This is a genomic window from Streptomyces sp. CLV115 (genome assembly GCF_038448545.1).
Classification (GTDB): Bacteria; Actinomycetota; Actinomycetes; order Streptomycetales; family Streptomycetaceae; genus Streptomyces; species Streptomyces sanglieri.
This window is the reverse complement of sequence record NZ_JBCEWQ010000179.1, coordinates 1-16,450: the sequence shown is the minus strand read 5'-3', so window position 1 is coordinate 16,450 and position 16,450 is coordinate 1. Positions and strand designations below refer to the sequence as shown.

Annotated in this window: 15 protein-coding genes; 12 read left to right on the top strand and 3 right to left on the bottom strand. The window is 72.6% G+C overall.

Features of this window, described 5'->3' with window-relative positions:
- The 5 genes from sucB to AADR41_RS36325 all read left to right on the top strand — a co-directional run.
- Window positions 1–1,119 (top strand): 2-oxoglutarate dehydrogenase, E2 component, dihydrolipoamide succinyltransferase (gene sucB, locus AADR41_RS36345; RefSeq protein ID WP_342286260.1); only part of this gene is annotated, 1,119 nt, incomplete at its 5' end.
- 147 nt (window positions 1,120–1,266) lie between these two features.
- Window positions 1,267–1,890, top strand: coding sequence for a GntR family transcriptional regulator (locus AADR41_RS36340; protein ID WP_342286258.1), 624 nt, complete (start codon window positions 1,267–1,269; stop codon window positions 1,888–1,890).
- Between the two features lie 255 nt (window positions 1,891–2,145).
- A complete protein-coding gene (aceE, locus tag AADR41_RS36335) occupies window positions 2,146–4,815 on the top strand; it encodes a pyruvate dehydrogenase (acetyl-transferring), homodimeric type (protein ID WP_342286257.1) in 2,670 nt (889 codons plus the stop codon).
- 60 nt (window positions 4,816–4,875) lie between these two features.
- Complete coding sequence (locus tag AADR41_RS36330; protein ID WP_342286256.1) at window positions 4,876–5,844, top strand: helix-turn-helix transcriptional regulator; 969 nt, start codon at window positions 4,876–4,878, stop codon at window positions 5,842–5,844.
- A 61-nt stretch (window positions 5,845–5,905) separates the two neighbouring features.
- Window positions 5,906–6,427 (top strand): DUF4240 domain-containing protein, encoded by a 522-nt coding sequence (locus tag AADR41_RS36325; protein WP_342286262.1) that lies wholly within the window; start codon window positions 5,906–5,908, stop codon window positions 6,425–6,427.
- Between the two features lie 22 nt (window positions 6,428–6,449).
- Here the strand turns inward: AADR41_RS36325 and AADR41_RS36320 are convergent, their stop codons facing one another.
- Window positions 6,450–7,220 (bottom strand): SDR family NAD(P)-dependent oxidoreductase, encoded by a 771-nt coding sequence (locus AADR41_RS36320; protein ID WP_342286255.1) that lies wholly within the window; start codon window positions 7,218–7,220, stop codon window positions 6,450–6,452.
- Between the two features lie 157 nt (window positions 7,221–7,377).
- Between AADR41_RS36320 and AADR41_RS36315 the strand changes: the two genes are divergently transcribed.
- Window positions 7,378–8,013 (top strand): TetR family transcriptional regulator, encoded by a 636-nt coding sequence (locus AADR41_RS36315; protein ID WP_342286253.1) that lies wholly within the window; start codon window positions 7,378–7,380, stop codon window positions 8,011–8,013.
- A 59-nt stretch (window positions 8,014–8,072) separates the two neighbouring features.
- Here AADR41_RS36315 and AADR41_RS36310 read toward each other — a convergent pair whose 3' ends face one another.
- On the bottom strand, window positions 8,073–8,597 hold the full coding sequence (locus tag AADR41_RS36310; protein ID WP_342286252.1) for a GNAT family N-acetyltransferase: 525 nt from the start codon (window positions 8,595–8,597) through the stop codon (window positions 8,073–8,075).
- A 129-nt stretch (window positions 8,598–8,726) separates the two neighbouring features.
- On the opposite strand from AADR41_RS36310, the gene AADR41_RS36305 reads away from it, so the two are divergent.
- Window positions 8,727–9,626, top strand: a complete 900-nt coding sequence (locus AADR41_RS36305; RefSeq protein ID WP_342286251.1) for a TIGR01777 family oxidoreductase — start codon at window positions 8,727–8,729, stop codon at window positions 9,624–9,626.
- A 240-nt stretch (window positions 9,627–9,866) separates the two neighbouring features.
- Entirely contained in the window at window positions 9,867–11,168 is a 1,302-nt protein-coding gene (locus tag AADR41_RS36300; protein WP_342286250.1) for an NAD(P)/FAD-dependent oxidoreductase, read from the top strand.
- Between the two features lie 84 nt (window positions 11,169–11,252).
- On the opposite strand, the gene AADR41_RS36295 is transcribed toward AADR41_RS36300, so the two are convergent.
- Complete coding sequence (locus tag AADR41_RS36295) at window positions 11,253–12,971, bottom strand: regulator (protein ID WP_342286249.1); 1,719 nt, start codon at window positions 12,969–12,971, stop codon at window positions 11,253–11,255.
- A gap of 264 nt (window positions 12,972–13,235) precedes the next feature.
- On the opposite strand from AADR41_RS36295, the gene lipB reads away from it, so the two are divergent.
- From lipB to AADR41_RS36275, 4 genes are all read left to right on the top strand, one after another.
- A complete protein-coding gene (gene lipB, locus AADR41_RS36290) occupies window positions 13,236–14,048 on the top strand; it encodes a lipoyl(octanoyl) transferase LipB (protein WP_342286247.1) in 813 nt (270 codons plus the stop codon).
- 132 nt (window positions 14,049–14,180) lie between these two features.
- Entirely contained in the window at window positions 14,181–15,146 is a 966-nt protein-coding gene (gene lipA / locus AADR41_RS36285) for a lipoyl synthase (protein WP_342286246.1), read from the top strand.
- A gap of 340 nt (window positions 15,147–15,486) precedes the next feature.
- Window positions 15,487–15,687, top strand: coding sequence for an SCO2195 family GlnR-regulated protein (locus AADR41_RS36280; protein WP_342286245.1), 201 nt, complete (start codon window positions 15,487–15,489; stop codon window positions 15,685–15,687).
- A 19-nt stretch (window positions 15,688–15,706) separates the two neighbouring features.
- Window positions 15,707–16,414 (top strand): DUF4191 domain-containing protein, encoded by a 708-nt coding sequence (locus AADR41_RS36275; RefSeq protein ID WP_124718077.1) that lies wholly within the window; start codon window positions 15,707–15,709, stop codon window positions 16,412–16,414.
- Window positions 16,415–16,450 lie beyond the last annotated feature (36 nt).

Sequence of the window (16,450 nt, the reverse complement as noted above, 5' to 3'; positions counted from 1 at the left end):
GCTCCGGCTGCCCCCGCTCCGGCCCCGGTCGCTCCGGCCGCCCCCGCTCCGGCTCCGGCCCCGGTGGCGCCCGCCGCTCCGGTCGCCGCCCCGGCGCCCGTGGCCGCCGCTCCGGTCGCCGCTCCGGCTCCGGTCACCCCGGCCGCCCCGGCCGCGACCTCCGGTGACGACGGCGCGTACGTCACGCCGCTGGTCCGCAAGCTCGCCGCCGAGAACGGTGTCGACCTGGGCGCGGTCAAGGGCACCGGCGTCGGTGGCCGCATCCGCAAGCAGGACGTAGTGGCCGCAGCCGCCGCCGCGGAGGCCGCCAGGGCCGCCGCGGCCGCCCCGGCTCCGGCCGCCGCCGTGACTGCCGGAGGCCGTGCCGCCTCGAAGGCGCCGAAGCTGGAGGCGTCCCCGCTGCGTGGTCAGACGGTCAAGATGACCCGCATGCGCAAGGTCATCGGCGAGAACATGATGAAGGCGCTGCACTCGCAGGCCCAGCTGACCTCGGTCGTCGAGGTCGACGTCACCAAGCTGATGAAGCTGCGCAACAAGGCGAAGGACGCGTTCGCCGCCCGCGAGGGCGTCAAGCTGTCCCCGATGCCGTTCTACGTCAAGGCGGCGGCCCAGGCGCTGAAGGCCCACCCGGTCGTCAACGCCCGGATCAACGAGGACGAGGGCACCATCACGTACTTCGACTCGGAGAACATCGGCATCGCCGTGGACGCCGAGAAGGGTCTGATGACCCCGGTCATCAAGGGTGCGGGCGACCTGAACATCGCCGGTATCTCGAAGAAGACCGCCGAGCTGGCCGGCAAGGCCCGCGGCGGCGGCCTGACGCCGGACGACATGTCCGGTGCCACCTTCACCATCAGCAACACCGGCTCGCGCGGTGCGCTGTTCGACACCGTCATCGTGCCGCCGAACCAGGCAGCCATCCTGGGCATCGGTGCCACGGTCAAGCGGCCGGCGGTCATCGAGACCGAGGAGGGCACCGTCATCGGTGTCCGCGACATGACGTACCTGTCGCTCTCCTACGACCACCGTCTGGTGGACGGCGCGGACGCCGCCCGTTACCTGACCTCGGTCAAGGCGATCCTGGAGGCCGGTGAGTTCGAGGTCGAGCTCGGCCTCTGAACCCCTCGGCTGTAACCAGCCTCACCAGCTGCGCCCCCGTCCGGAACACTTCCGGACGGGGGCGCAGCCGTATTGTCTAGACACCACCGGTCGCCCCGGCAATCGTGATGGTGCGGACATCACCGGTTTGCCCCGAAGGAGCCCCTCATGACCCCGCCCGTCGTCCACTCGCTGCGCGAACAGATCCGCGAGCACATCGTGGACGGGATCGTCAGCGGGCGCTGGAAGCCCGGTGAGCGGATCGTGGAGCGCCGGATCGCCACCGAGCTGGAGGTCAGCCAGACGCCCGTGCGAGAGGCCCTGCGGGAGTTGGAGACGCTGCGGCTGATCGAGTCGGCGCCCAACAAGGGCGTACGGGTCCGCAATCTGACCGCCGCCGATCTGGAGGAGAGCTATCCGGTACGGGCCGGTCTGGAGCAGATCGCGGCGGAGCTGGCGGCGCCGGCCCTCGGCGAGGACTGCTCACGCCTCACGCCGTACGTGACGGCGCTCTACGAGGCGGACCGGCTGGCCGACGGCGAGGCGCAGGTGCGGCACACCGTGGGCTTCCACCGCGAGATGGTGCGGGCCGCCGGGAACGCGGTGCTGCTGCACACCTGGGAGGGGCTGGGCATCGAGGTGTTCACCGCCCTGTCGATCCGGTGGCTGGGCACGGTGCAGAAGTCGTACGCGGAGGAGCACGAGGCGCTCATCGAGGCGTTCCTGCGCAAGGACCCGGACATCGGGTTGCTGGCGAAGGCCCATGTGCTCGGCTGCGCGCCGCGCGCCTGAGCGTCGTACACATCTGTCGCGCGGGGTGCTCTACCGTGCAGACGGGCACCCCATTTGTACGATAAATCCCGTCACTCCGTGCCTCGTTCCGAGACACCCCATGCCACTTTCTTCATATCGAGAAGTTTTGCACTTCACCCTTTGATCGATCATCGATCGGCGACTTACAGTTCATTCGCGGGCCCACCGGCCCCATCGCCCTGTCCTGCCAGTCAGGGCCTTCTCCACCCCCCTCCACTCCGGAAGGCGGCGATCATGACCGACCCCGTAGGAAAGCTTCCGAGCGAGCTCGACCAGCTCCCGGACCGTGACCCCGAGGAGACCGCCGAATGGGCGGCCTCCCTGGATGCCGTCACCAAGGCCGCGGGCCCGCACCGGGCCGCGTACCTGATGCGCCGTTCGCTCGAACACGCCGAGGGCGCCGGTCTCGCGCTGCCCAAGCTGCTGGAGACCGATTACGTCAACTCCATCCCGACCGCCGCCGAGCCCGAGTTCGACGGCGATCTGGAGATGGAGTCCAGGATCACCGCCTGGAACCGCTGGAACGCGGCCGCGATGGTCACCCGCGGCGCGCGCTACGGCGTCGGCGGCCACATCGCCACCTTCGCCTCGGCGGCCTGGCTGTACGAGACCGGCTTCAACCACTTCTTCCGCGGCAAGGAGGGGGACGGCTCCGGCGACCAGCTCTACATCCAGGGCCACGCCTCCCCCGGCATCTACGCCCGCGCCTTCCTCGACGGCCGGCTCAGCGAGCAGCAGCTCGACAACTTCCGCCAGGAGGCGGGCGGCGACGGCCTGCCGTCCTACCCGCACCCGCGGCGGCTGCCCTGGCTGTGGGAGTTCCCCACCGTGTCGATGGGCCTCGGCCCGCTCTCGGCGATCTACCAGGCGCGCTTCAACCGCTACCTCGCCAACCGCAGCATCAAGGACACGTCGAACTCGCACGTCTGGGCCTTCCTCGGCGACGGCGAGATGGACGAGCCCGAGTCGACCGCCGCCCTCGCGCTGGCGGCCCGTGAGGGTCTCGACAACCTGACCTTCGTCATCAACTGCAACCTGCAGCGACTCGACGGCCCGGTCCGCGCCAACTTCCGCGTGGTCCAGGAGCTGGAGGGCGCGTTCCGCGGGGCCGGCTGGAACGTCGTCAAGACGCTCTGGGGCAACGCCTGGGACGAGCTGTTCCGGCTGGACACCACCGGTGCCCTGGTCCGCCGGCTCCGGGAGGTCCCGGACGCGCAGTTCCAGACGTACGCCACCCGCGACGTCGCGTACATCCGCGAGCACTTCTTCGGCGCCGAGCCCGCGCTCGCCGAGCTGGCCAAGCTGCTCACCGACGCGAAGATCGCCGAGTGCTTCTACACCTCGCGCGGCGGCCACGAGGCCCGCAAGGTGTACGCGGCGTACCGGGCGGCCCTGGCGCACAAGGGCGCGCCGACCGTGATCCTCGCCCAGACGGTGAAGGGCTTCACCCTCGGCAAGGGCTTCGAGTCCAAGAACGCCAACCACCAGATGAAGAAGCTCTCGGTGGACGAGTTCAAGGACATGCGGGAGCTGCTCGGGCTCCCGATCCCGGACAGTGCCTTCGCCGACGGCCTGGTGCCCTACGGCCACCCGGGCGCCGACTCCCCCGAGGTCCGTTACCTCCAGGAGCGCCGCGCCGCCCTCGGCGGTCCCGCCCCGGCCCGCCGGGTGCACGCCGCGGCGCTGCCGCAGCCCGAGGAGCGCGCGTTCGCCGCGCTCAAGAAGGGCTCCGGCAAGCAGGAGATGGCCACGACCATGGCCTTCGTGCGCCTGGTCAAGGACCTGATGCGGGACAAGGAGACCGGTCGGCGCTGGGTTCCGATCGTCCCGGACGAGGCCCGTACCTTCGGTATGGAGTCGCTGTTCCCGTCGGCCGGCATCTACTCGCCGCTGGGCCAGACCTACGAGCCGGTCGACCGCGACCAGCTGATGTACTACAAGGAGGCCAAGGACGGCCAGATCCTCAACGAGGGGATCACCGAGGCCGGGGCCATGGCTGACTTCATCGCCGCGTCGACGTCGTACGCGACGCACGGCGAGACGATGATCCCCTTCTACATCTTCTACTCGATGTTCGGCTGGCAGCGGACCGGCGACCAGTTCTGGCAGCTCGCCGACCAGCTCGGCAAGGGCTTCATCGTCGGCGCCACGGCGGGCCGTACGACGCTGACCGGTGAGGGTCTCCAGCACGCGGACGGCCACTCGCAGCTGATCGCCGCCACGAACCCGGCGTCGCTCAACTACGACCCGGCGTTCGCGTACGAGATCGCGGTGATCGTCAAGGAGGGTCTGCGGCGGATGTACGGCCCCGAGGCCGAGAACGTCTTCTACTACCTGACGGTCTACAACGAGCCGAAGCCGCAGCCCGCGATGCCGGAGGGCGTCGAGGAGGGCATCGTCAAGGGCCTGTACCGCTTCAAGGAGGGCACGCCCGCCTCCGACCAGGCCCCGCGGGCCCAGCTGCTGGCCTCCGGCACGGCGATCCACTGGGCCCTGGAGGCCCAGGAGCTGCTGGCCGCGGACTGGGGTGTCACGGCCGACGTCTGGTCCGCCACCTCCTGGGGCGAGCTGCGCCGCGAGGCGCTGGAGTGCGACGAGGCGCTGCTCCGCGGTGAGCAGCGGGTGCCGTACGTGACCCAGGCGCTGGAGGGCGCATCGGGTCCGGTCGTCGCGGTCAGCGACTGGATGCGTCAGGTCCCGGACCAGATCAGCCAGTGGGTGGAGCAGGACTGGTCCTCGCTCGGCACGGACGGCTTCGGCCTCTCCGACACCCGCGACGCGGCCCGCCGCCACTTCGGTGTCGACGCGCGGTCGATCGTGGTCGCGACGCTGGCCCAGCTGGCCCGTCGCGGCGAGGTGACCGCGTCCGCGGTCAAGGAGGCCCGGGAGCGGTACGGGCTGTGAGGCGACGGCGGCCGGGCACCTGCCCGGCCGCCTCGCGCGTGCTGCGGCCACAATGGCCGGATGCGCGCTGCCCGTCTGATCAGAATGGTGCTGCTCCTGCAGTCCCGCCCCGTCATGACCGCCGCCGAGCTCGCCCGTGAGCTGGAGGTGTCCGAACGGACCGTGACGCGGGACGCGCAGGCGCTCTCCGAAGCGGGTGTCCCGGTGTACGCGGACCGGGGCCGGGCCGGGGGCTACCGGCTCGTCGGCGGCTACCGCACCCGTCTGACCGGCCTGGCCCGGACCGAGGCCGAGGCGCTCTTCCTCTCCGGACTGCCGTCCGCGCTGCGCGAGATGGGCCTGGAGGACGCCGGGTCCGCCGCCCGGCTCAAGGTGTCGGCGGCCCTGCTGCCCTCGCTGCGGGACGCCTCCGCCAGTGCCGCCCGGCGCTTCCACCTGGACGCCCCCGGCTGGTACCAGGAGCCGGTCACGCCCGAGCTGCTGCCGGCCGTCGCCGAGGCCGTCTGGGGCGACCGGTTCGTCCGTGCCCGCTACCGCCGCGGCGCGGGCGACGAGGTGGAGCGGGAGCTGGCACCGTACGGGCTCGTCCTGAAGGCCGGGATCTGGTACGTCTGCGCCCGGGTGGGGGACGACTTCCGGGTGTACCGGATCGACCGGTTCTCGTCCGTGACGGTGTCCGAGGAGCGGTTCGAGCGCGACGAGCTGTTCGATCTGCCGGGTTTCTGGGAGGAGCGGGCCGCCCAGTTCGCCCGGTCGATCCTGCGGGCCGAGGTGACGGTACGGGTGTCGCCGGAGGGGGTACGCCGACTGCCGTACACCATGGACCGTTCGGCGGTCCGGGACGCCCTGGAGGCGGCCGGCCCGCCCGATGCCCAGGGGTGGCTCACGCTCGCCCTGCGGGTCGAGTCGGCGGAGGTCGCCTACAGCCAACTGCTGGGGCTGGGGCCGGAGTCGGAGGTGCTGGAGCCGGCCGCGCTGCGGGAGCGTCTCGCCGCGGCCGCCGAACGTCTGCGCGAGCTCTATCGCTGAGAGCCTGTTCTCCCCGTGTCCGCGTGCGTGGCCCGCCGCCAGGGCCGATGCTTGACCCGTGATGGACGAGACGGAGTTCTGGGAGATCATCGACAGCACCCGCGCGGCCGCCGAGGGCGACCCCGAGGACCAGGCCGACCTGCTGGTCGAACGGCTGGTGCGGCTCGATCCCGATGCGGTGCTGGACTTCGCCCGGCACTTCGAGGCCCGTTTCAACCGCGCCTACCGCTGGGACCTGTGGGGCGCCGCCGCCGTGCTGCTCGGCGGTGCGGGCGACGACGCCTTCGACTTCTTCCGCTGCTGGCTGATCGGCCAGGGCCGGGAGGTCTTCGAGGGGGCTCTGCACGACCCCGACGGCCTGGCCGGTCTCCTCGACGACTTCGACGAGGAGATCGACGGGGACGCCGAGGAGCTCGGCTATGCCGCCGACGAGGCGTACGAGCAGCTCACCGGCGTGGTCGCCCCGGACCTCGGCCTGCCGCCCCAGGCCGCCGAGCCCGAGGGGACGCCCATGAGCTTCGAGGACGACGCGGTCCTGGCGGAGCGCTTCCCCTCGCTCTGGGAGCGGTTCGGGCCCGGCTGAGCGGCGCGGGTGCGCCCTCGCCTCAGTAGTGGGTGCCGCCGTCGATCCGGATCTCCGTACCGGTGATGAAGGCCCCGTCCCGGGAGCCGAGCATCGCGACCACGCCCGCGACGGTGTCCGGGCTGGCGAAGCCCGCGCCGAGCGCCGGGGCCAGCTTCATGAAGAGCGACATGTCGGCGTCCGCCGGAAGACCCGGGCCGTTGCCGCTGGTCATGTCGGAGGAGATCGAGCCGGGCGCGACGGCGACGAACCGCAGCCCCTGCTTGCTGTACTCGGCGGCCAGCGCGTGCGTCATCGACTGGATGCCGCCCTTGCTCGCCGCGTACGCCGACATGTAGGGGTGCGCGAAGCTCGCCGAGGTGGAGGAGAAGTTCACGACGGCCGGCTCGTGGCCCGCCAGCAGGGCCGGGATCGCCTCGCGGATCATCAGGAACGTACCCGTGAGGTTGACCGCGAGGATCCTGTTGAAGAACTCCAGCGTCGTTCTGTGGGTGTGCTCGGAGCGCAGGATCCCGGCCGCGTTGACCAGTACGTCGAGCCCGCCGAGGGTCTCCACGGCGGAGGCGACGCCGTCCCGGACCGCGGCCTCGTCCGAGATGTCCAGGACGAGGGTGGTGAGGCGCTCGGCCGCACCGTTCGCCAGGGCCGTCTCGTACGTGGCCTTCAGCCCGGCCTCGTTGACGTCGGCCGCGACGACGAGGCCGCCCTCGGCGAGTACGCGGTGGACGGTGGCCTGTCCGATGCCGGAGCCGCCTCCGGTGACGAGTACGCGGCGGCCTTCGTAGCGGTTCATGTCTGTCTCTCTTCCGATCCCGGTGACTGCTGTCACGAAGCGGCTCGGCGGCGCCCCGATGACGTCCCGATCTGTGTCCACCGTACGCCTAGGTGGCACGTTTTGCCACGATGACATTGAGCGCACACTTCTGCCCTGCCGGGGTAATCTGCTGGGAATGAGCACCGAGCCGAGTCAGCCGTCCCTCACCGAGCGCCGGAAGGCCGCGACCCAGCTGGACATCGCGCGCGCCGCGGCCGCGCTCTTCGCCGAGCGCGGGCCCGACGGCACCACGGCGGAGGACATCGCCGGCCGGGCGGGTGTGGCGCTGCGCACCTTCTACCGCTACTTCCGCTCCAAGCAGGACGCGGTGGGCCCGCTGCTCTCCGGCGGCGGCGAGCGCTGGCGGGCCCTGCTGGAGGCGGCCGAGCCCGGGGAGCCGCTCGCCGGGGTCCTGGAGCGGGCGGTCACCGAGGCGCTCCGGGTGCCGGGCGTGGACGCCGCGGAGCAGCTCGGCTGGACGCGCGGGCTGCTGCGGGCGGCGGCGCACGACCCGGCGCTGCGCGCCGTCTGGTACCGGGTCAATCAGGATTCGGAGGAGCGGCTGCTGCCGGTGCTGGCCCGGCTGGCGGGCGACGGGGCGGACCCGCTGGAGGTCCGGCTCGCCGCGGCCGCCGCCACGGACGCGGTCCGGGTCGCGCTGGAGTCCTGGGCGCAGACGGACGCGCCGACGACCGGGACCGGCTCACCCGCCGAACTGGCGGTCCGCTGCCTGCACGAACTCATGGGCGGCATGCGGCTGTTCAAGCCGTAGGACGCGGACCGGCCGGCAATCGGCTTCGCGACGCCCCCGATTGCCGGCCGGTCCGGGTGTCACGGGGCGAGCGAGCGGCCCATCATCACGTCGTCGACGTAACGCCCGTGCAGGAAGAACTCACCGGGCAGCACTCCCTCGACGACGAACCCCTCCGACTCGTACAGGGCACGCGCGGGCGCGTTGTGGCCGAGGACCCGCAGTGTCATCCGGTTCGCCCCGGCGCCGCGCGCCGCCTCGAAGGCGGCCCGCAGCAGGGTCCTGGCGACACCGCGGCCACGCGCCCAGTCGGCCACGGCGAGGCCCTGTATCTGCCGGACATGGTTGTTGCAGGCCAGCGGGGTCGGCGGCACCAGCCTGAGGTATCCGGCCGGGCGCGACCCGCCCCCGCTCTCCCCCGTCTCGGCCACCAGGAAGTCCTCGGGCCGGTGGCGCTCGTCGAAGAACGGGTCGTACGGCGGCTGCGGTGCGGGCATCACCGCGTGCAACGTCGACCAGGTGGCGCGGTCGAGTTCACCGAGCGCGGCCTCGTCGGCGAGGACGGCGGGACGGACGTGGATCGGGTGGGTACGCGTCTCGGACATGCGCGCCACTGTGCCATGGCGCCCCTTGGCCGGTCAGCCCGGTTTCGCCACTCGTCGCTCCCCGATGACACGGGCATCCGCCGGGCCCGGCAGATGGGTTCGGCGGGGCCGCTGGGGCAGGATGGACCCATGCTGCACTCCCGTATCGCTGTCACCGGAGCATCCGGACTCATCGGAGCGGCGCTGGTGCGCTCGCTGCGGGCCGACGGGCACGAGGTGGTGCGCCTGGTGCGGCACCCGGCCCGGGCCGGCGACGAGGTGGAGTGGGATCCGGGGCGGGGATACGTCGACGTGGCGGGCCTGGTGGGCTGCGACGCCGTCGTCCATCTCGCCGGCGCCGGGGTCGGCGACCACCGCTGGACCGCCGCGTACAAGCGGGAGATCCGGGACAGCCGGGTGCTCGGGACCGCGGCGATCGCCGAGGCCGTCGCCTCACTGGACGTACCGCCGAAGGTGCTGCTGTCCGGGTCCGCGATCGGCTACTACGGCGACACCGGGGACCGTGCCGTCGACGAGAGCGCCCCGGCCGGCGAGGGTTTCCTGCCCTCCGTCTGCGTGGAGTGGGAGGCGGCCACGGCAGCCGCCCAGGAGGCGGGCGTACGGACGGTGCACGCGCGCACCGGTCTGGTCGTCGGCCGCGAGGGCGGGGCCTGGGGCCGGCTCTTCCCGTTGTTCCGGGCGGGGCTCGGCGGCCGGCTGGGCAACGGACGGCAGTACTGGAGCTTCATCGCGCTGCACGACGAGGTCGCCGCGCTGCGCCACATCCTGGACACCGAGTCGCTGTCGGGCCCGGTGAATCTGACCGGCCCCGACCCGGTCACCAACAGCGAGGTGACGGCGGCGATGGGACGGGTGCTGCACCGCCCCACGTTCCTCACCGCCCCGGCACCGGCGTTGCGGCTCGCCCTCGGTGACTTCGCGCAGGACGTACTGGCCAGCCAGCGGGTGCTGCCGGGCCAACTGCTGGACTCGGGCTTCGTGTTCGCCTTCCCGGGGATCGACGCGGCGATCCGCGCGGCCCTGCGCTGAGCGCGCCGCCGACGCGCTCCGCGAACGCACCGTCACCCGCCGGTCCGGAAGCCGGACACCACCTGCCGACGCGCCCTGCGCGCATTCGGACGGACATGCGACCCCGTGCAACGGTGCCCCCGCCGCGCGCGACTGCGCCTTTGCCGGCCGCCTTCCTACCCTCCTTGCGAACTCGGGCATTCCGGGGGTCCGTCGGGGGCAAGAGCCCCCCACCAGTTGCGCCGACTCGGGGAGGGGCACGTGCTCAGCACGGCACACCACGCGGACGTCGTCATCATCGGGGCCGGGATCGCCGGCCTGTCAGCCGCCCACCGACTGACCAGTGCAGGGGTAAGCGTCAGCGTCCTGGAGGCCGGCCCCCGGGTCGGCGGCCGGATGACCACCGCCGAGCTGGACGGCTTCCGGCTCGACCACCTCGGCCCACTGCTCAGCACCTCCTACCCGGCCCTGCACACGACGCCGGGCCTCGAAGGACTGGTGCTGCGCAACTTCGCCCCGGGGGTCCTCGTGCACAGCGAGGGCCGCCAGTACCGGACCGGCGATGTGCGGGGCGCGCGGGGCGCATTCAAGGCAGCGCGCGCCCTGGCAAGCGCCCCCCGCCCACCGATGGGCGGGCCCATCGACCAGGCCCGGCTGCGCGCCGCCCTGTCCCGGCTCGCCGCCACCCCGTCCGCCCGCATCCTGGCGCGGCCCGAACAGACCGCGCTCGCCGGCCTGTCCCACCGCGGCCTGCCCTCCCGTACGGTCAACGGCTTCCTGCGCCCGCTGCTGACCGCGCTGCTCAGCGACCCCGGGCTCGGCACCTCCAGCCGGTGCGCCGATCTGGCGCTGCGGGGCTACGCCCGCGGCAGGCTGTGCGTGCCCGAGGGCGGCGCGGCGACGCTGCCCGAACTCCTCGCGGCGGCGCTGCCGCCCGGCACCGTACGCACCGGGGTGCACGTCACGGCCGCCGACATCACCTCGGTCCGCACCAAGGAGCACGGCGAACTGGGCTGCCGTTCCCTGCTGCTGGCGACCGGTGCGGGTGCCGCCGCCGAACTGCTGCCCGGTCTGCGGGTGCCGCCCTTCCACCCCGTGACGGTCGTTCACCACACCGCTCCCGCTCCCCCGCCGACCGGCGCCGCCCTGCTGCTGGACGCCGACCGCTCGGGCCCGGTCGCGCACACCGCGGTGATGAGCGCGGTCGACCCCTCGCGCGCCCCGCGGGGCCGTACGCTGATCAGCTCCACGGTGCTCGGCACCCCGCCGCCCGATCTGGACCGCACGGTCCGTGCCCAGCTGGCCGCCATGTACGGCATTCCCACGGACGACTGGGAGCTGCTGGCCGCCCACCACGACCCGGAGGCGGTCCCCGCGATGCCGGCCCCGCACGATTCGCGCCGTCCGGTGCGGCTGCTGGCCGGCCTGTACGTGTGCGGCGACCACCGCGACACGAGCACGGTCCAGGGCGCCCTGTTCTCGGGCCGCCGCGCGGCCGAGGCGATCCTCACCGACCTGGGGGTACGGCCGGGAACCGGAACGACGCTGCCCGAGGCGGCGTAGGGCCCGTCCGGCGGTCCGGGGGCGCGTCCGTGACCCCGGGGGGCCCGGCGCGCCCCCGGGGGCGCGCCGGTGGCCGCCCCGGGCTCAGCCCAGCGCGGCGACCCGGTCGCGGTAGCCGCGTACCGCGGCGGCGTCCCGGTACGGCTCCAGACGCCGCTCGAAGTCCCGTACGTACTCCGCCGCCCGCACCGACCGCATCTCCGCGGCCTGCTGCGCGGCCTCGGCGCCGAGCGCGCAGGCCTGGTCGAGCTCGCCGAGCCCGAGCCGGGCGGAGGCCAGCACCACCCGGCAGAACAGCCGGCTGCGGGCGTACGCCGGGGAGCGCAGCTGGAGGGAGCGCTCCGCGTGCTGCGCCGCGGCCCGGTACTGCTGGAGGTCCCGGTGGCAGTGTCCGAACTCGTCGGCGAGCTGGGCCTCGTCGAAGTAGCGCGCCCAGTGCGGCACCTCGTCACCCGGGCGGGCGATCTCCAGCGCGTGTTCCGCCCGCGCCAGCGAGGTGGTGCAGGGCCTGGCCTCGCCGAGCACCCCGTGGCCGCGCGCCTCGACGGCGTGCAGCAGGGCCTGGACGACGGGCGGCGCCGAGGCGCCGATGCCCTGCTGGGCCACCCGGGCCAGCTGTACGGCCTCCCTGCCGTGGCCGAGGTAGACCGCCTGCCGGCTCATCGTGATCAGGACATAGCTGCCGTACGCGCGGTCCCCGGCGGCCTGGGCCAGCCGCAGTGCCTGGACGAAGTACCGCTGGGCCAGGCCGTGGGCCGCGATGTCGTACGAGGTCCAGCCCGCCAGCCGGGTCAGGTCGGCGGCGGCGGAGAAGAGCCGGCGCCCGGTGGCCTCCCCGTAGGTGCCGCGGAGCATGGGTTCCGTCTCGTGCTCCAGGTACCGGACGAGCGCCTGGCGGGCGTGACCGCCGCCGTAGGCGTTGTCGAGGGTGCGGAAGAGCTCGCCGACCGAGCGCAGGGCCGCCACGTCGCCGCCGCTGACCCGCTGGCCGGCGGTGCGTTCGGACTGCCGCTGCCGCGGGACGCCGGGGGTGCCCGGCAGCCCCGCTCCCGGTGGGGCCGGAGCCGTCGGAGCGGTGGGGGATCCCGGTGGTGCGGAGGGTCCGGACGGCCCGGACGGCCTGGAGGGCGCGGGCCCGCGGGCGCCGGCCCGGGCGCCCGCGCCGATCGCCCCGGCTCCGCCGTGCGGCCCGTACGGGCCGCCGCGCGCTCCGCCGGGAACACCGGACCGGGCGGCACCACCCTTCTCGGCGGCCCCCGCCTCCCCACCGGCTCCGGCGGCTCTTCCGGCCCCGTCGGCCCGGTGCTCCCCGCCGGTCCCGCCGTGCGTCCGGGTCACGGGCTCGCCGCTCCGCCCCACCCACTCGTCGGCCCGGCCGATCAGCCAGTCCCGGCTGGGGACGACGAGCCCGGCCGGGGTGAAGGCGATCTTGCGCAGCTCCGCATGGCTGCCCGAGTCCTTCCGCCACAGCCCGCTGACGATGTCGACCGCCTCCGCGGGCGTGGCCGCGAACTCCAGGCCCGCGTAGACCGGGGCGCATGCGTCGAGGCCCAGGTCCTGGGCGGAGAGGCGGCGCCCGAGCCGCCGGGTGAAGACCTCGGCGATCAGCGCCGGAGTGGTCCCCCGGGGCTGCTGGCCGCGCAGCCAGCGGGTCACGGAGGTCTTGTCGTACCGCAGGTCGAGGCCGTGCTCCAGGCCGAGCTGGTCCACCCTGCGGGCGAGGCCGGCGTTGGAGAATCCGGCCTCGGTGATAAGCGAGGCGAGTCGGCGGTTGGGGGTGCGCTGCGGAGGTCGATCCGACATCGGCTGTACGGTCTCCTGCCTTCGGGGCCGGGCGGGCAGCCCTTATGGAACGGCGTGAATTTAGCGGCCTCCGCAGCGGTCACAGCCACCTTCGCTTCACTTTCATCCGATCGTGTGAGGATTGATATCGGCGCTGACGGGAAGACCTGCCGGGCCACCGCCCGAGGGCCGGTCGTACAGTGGCCCGGGGCGTGATTTCAGTGCATGGTGACGCGGCTCCGGGCACCCCCGGCTCCCGGCACCGCGAGTAGGGAGGCATCTGTCGTGGCTGAGCTTCGGTTCGTCCGGCTGGGATTCGGCGAGGAAGCCGTCGACTACCAGGAGGCCTGGCAGAAGCAGCGCGAGGTGCACGCGGCCAGGTTCGAGGACACCGTCCCCGACACCTGCCTGCTGCTGGAGCACCCGCCGGTCTACACGGCCGGTCGGCGCACGACCGACAGCGAACGGCCGCTGGACGGCACCCCCGTCATCGACGTGGACCGCGGCGGCAAGATCACCTGGCACGGCCCCGGCCAGCTGGTCGGCTACCCGATCCAGAAGCTGCCCCGCCCGGTGGACGTCGTCGCGCACGTCCGCCGGCTGGAGGACGCGCTGATCCGTACCGCCGCCGAGTTCGGCGTGGAGACCTCCCGGGTCGAGGGCCGCAGCGGCGTCTGGGTGCTCGGCGATCCGGTCGAGGACCGCCCGGCGATCGGTGGCCTCTCCCTCGACTTCGACCCGCGGCTGCACGACGAGGAGTTCGACGCCCGGCTGAACGGCCCCGAGTACGCCCCGTCCAACGCCGGACAGCGCCGCGAGGACCGCAAGCTGGCGGCGATCGGCATCCGGGTCGCCAAGGGCGTGACCATGCACGGCTTCTCCTTCAACGTGAACCCGGACAACACCTGGTTCGACCGGATCGTGCCGTGCGGCATCCGGGACGCGGGCGTCACCTCGCTGGCGTACGAGCTGGGCCGCGACATCACCATCGCGGACGTGCTCCCGGTCGTCGAGAAGCACCTCCGGGACGTGCTGGAGAACGCGGAGCTCGCCCCGCGCGCCGTCGGGCGTCCGGCCGATGCCGTGGCCACGGCGTGACGTACGGATCATCCGGCGGGGAATAGGCCCTGCCGGCCACAGGTTGGCCAGACGTAAAGCCGTTTGAACCACGGGCGTACCCTGGTGTTCGCCGAAGAATCCAATGCAGTGAAAGCAAAGGGGAGTGCCGGAGTGTCCGCTGTCGCACCCGACGGGCGCAAGATGCTGCGCCTTGAGGTCCGGAACAGCCAGACCCCCATCGAGCGCAAGCCCGAGTGGATCAAAACCCGGGCGAAGATGGGCCCCGAGTACAACCAGCTGCAGAAACTCGTGAAGAGCGAGGGTCTGCACACGGTGTGCCAGGAGGCCGGCTGCCCCAACATCTTCGAGTGCTGGGAGGACCGCGAGGCCACCTTCCTCATCGGGGGTGACCAATGCACCCGGCGCTGTGACTTCTGCCAGATCGACACGGGCAAGCCGCAGGCGCTGGACCGTGACGAGCCCCGCCGCGTCGGCGAGTCCGTCGTCACGATGGACCTGAACTACGCCACCATCACCGGCGTCGCCCGCGACGACCTGGAGGACGGCGGTGCCTGGCTGTACGCGGAGACCGTGCGCCAGATCCACGCGCTGACGGCGGAGCGGGAGGCCGGCCGCACCAAGGTCGAGCTGCTGATCCCCGACTTCAACGCGGTGCCCGAGCAGCTCGCCGAGGTCTTCTCCTCGCGCCCCGAGGTGCTCGCGCACAACGTCGAGACGGTGCCGCGGATCTTCAAGCGGATCCGCCCCGGTTTCCGTTACGAGCGCTCCCTGGAGGTCATCACGAAGGCCCGCGAGGCCGGGCTGGTGACCAAGTCCAACCTGATCCTCGGCATGGGCGAGACCCGTGAAGAGGTCAGCGAGGCGCTCCAGGACCTGTACGACGCGGGTTGCGAGCTCATCACGATCACGCAGTACCTGCGGCCGTCCGTGCGCCACCACCCGGTCGAGCGCTGGGTGAAGCCGCAGGAGTTCGTGGAGCTGAAGGAGGAGGCCGACGAGATCGGCTACTCCGGCGTGATGTCCGGGCCGCTGGTCCGTTCCTCGTACCGCGCGGGCCGTCTTTTCCAGCAGGCGATCGAGCGCCGCGGCGCGGTCGCCGCGGCGCCCACCGTGTGAATCCGAGCACAAGAAGCTACCCACAGGTAACCGCTGTTCCGACGCGGCCCGTACGCTCCCCGCAGGTCGGGGGCGCGTATGGGCCGCCTCGGCGTGCGCGGCGCCCGTATCAAGGTTTCATTGGTGTTTGACCGACCGGTCATGCGCTGGTAACACCGAGCAGTGACGCTGGGTGCACACGACGCGGTGGCCGGCAGCAGCCGTCCGGGCCGCTGCCGCTCCCGCGCCCCGCCCCCAGCGTCCGCCACCCGCTTCCGCGCAACCAGTCCCGGGCAGTTCGCTCCGGGCAACTGAGTCCACGCAGCTCAGTCCGCACATCCGCTCCGAGGAGATTTCCACGATGCAGGCCGTGCCGGTACGCGCCACCGCCATCCCTTCCGTCACCGATGCCCTCCGTGCCGTCGAGTCGCTGTTCCTGGGCAGCGGCCAGCGCACCGCCCGCCGCAACGCCTGGAACGCCGTCCTGGAGGACCGCCGCCGGGCCAAGGACCGGGTGGAGACCGAGTACGTACTGGAGGCCGCGGCCGACCACCGTTCCTAGGCCACGTAAACTTCTGTACATGGCGAGGAAGGCAAAAACTGAAGGCGCGGACAGCGCCGAGAACGCGGGGCGGCTCAAGCAGATCGCCCTGACCTACAAGATGGCCAAGCGGTCCGACCCGAAGGTCGGTCTTGTCGTCGCGGGCGTGGGAATTGTCACCTTCGGTGTCCTCCTCGGGGTCGGCTTCCTGATCGACCACCCGGTCTACCTGGGCATCCTGGGCTTCGTACTGGCCCTCCTCGCGATGGCGATCGTCTTCGGACGGCGTGCCGAGCGTGCCGCCTTCGGGCAGATGGAGGGGCAGCCCGGCGCCGCGGCGGCGGTGCTGGACCGCGTGGGCCGCGGCTGGACGACGACGCCCGCGGTCGCGATGAACCGCAGCCAGGACGTCGTCCACCGCGCCGTGGGCAAGGCGGGCATCGTGCTGGTCGGCGAGGGCAACGCAAACCGCGTGAAGCTGCTGCTCGCGGCCGAGAAGAAGAAGATGGCGCGCATCCTGGTGGACGTACCGGTGCACGACATCATCGTCGGCAACGACGAGGGCCAGGTGCCGCTGAAGAAGGTGCGCACCAAGATGCTGAAGCTGCCGCGGGTACTCACCGGCCCGCAGGTGACGGCCGCCAACGACCGGCTGCGCGCGATGGGTGACCTGATGAGCAACATGCCGCTGCCCAAGGGCCCCATGCCGAAGGGCATGCGGATGCCGCGCGGCGGAAAGATGCGCTGACGCCGGCGGGCGTACGAAGAGGGGGGGGGGGGGGGC

What these genes read in the sequence shown, in the direction of transcription:
- AADR41_RS36340 (WP_342286258.1), top strand. Translation starts at nt 1,267, where the DNA reads ATGACCCCGCCCGTCGTCCACTCGCTGCGCGAACAGATCCGCGAGCAC.
- aceE (WP_342286257.1), top strand. Translation starts at nt 2,146, where the DNA reads ATGACCGACCCCGTAGGAAAGCTTCCGAGCGAGCTCGACCAGCTCCCG.
- AADR41_RS36330 (WP_342286256.1), top strand. Translation starts at nt 4,876, where the DNA reads ATGCGCGCTGCCCGTCTGATCAGAATGGTGCTGCTCCTGCAGTCCCGC.
- AADR41_RS36325 (WP_342286262.1), top strand. Translation starts at nt 5,906, where the DNA reads ATGGACGAGACGGAGTTCTGGGAGATCATCGACAGCACCCGCGCGGCC.
- AADR41_RS36320 (WP_342286255.1), bottom strand. Translation starts at nt 7,220, where the DNA reads ATGAACCGCTACGAAGGCCGCCGCGTACTCGTCACCGGAGGCGGCTCC.
- AADR41_RS36315 (WP_342286253.1), top strand. Translation starts at nt 7,378, where the DNA reads ATGAGCACCGAGCCGAGTCAGCCGTCCCTCACCGAGCGCCGGAAGGCC.
- AADR41_RS36310 (WP_342286252.1), bottom strand. Translation starts at nt 8,597, where the DNA reads ATGTCCGAGACGCGTACCCACCCGATCCACGTCCGTCCCGCCGTCCTC.
- AADR41_RS36305 (WP_342286251.1), top strand. Translation starts at nt 8,727, where the DNA reads ATGCTGCACTCCCGTATCGCTGTCACCGGAGCATCCGGACTCATCGGA.
- AADR41_RS36295 (WP_342286249.1), bottom strand. Translation starts at nt 12,971, where the DNA reads ATGTCGGATCGACCTCCGCAGCGCACCCCCAACCGCCGACTCGCCTCG.
- AADR41_RS36280 (WP_342286245.1), top strand. Translation starts at nt 15,487, where the DNA reads ATGCAGGCCGTGCCGGTACGCGCCACCGCCATCCCTTCCGTCACCGAT.
- AADR41_RS36275 (WP_124718077.1), top strand. Translation starts at nt 15,707, where the DNA reads ATGGCGAGGAAGGCAAAAACTGAAGGCGCGGACAGCGCCGAGAACGCG.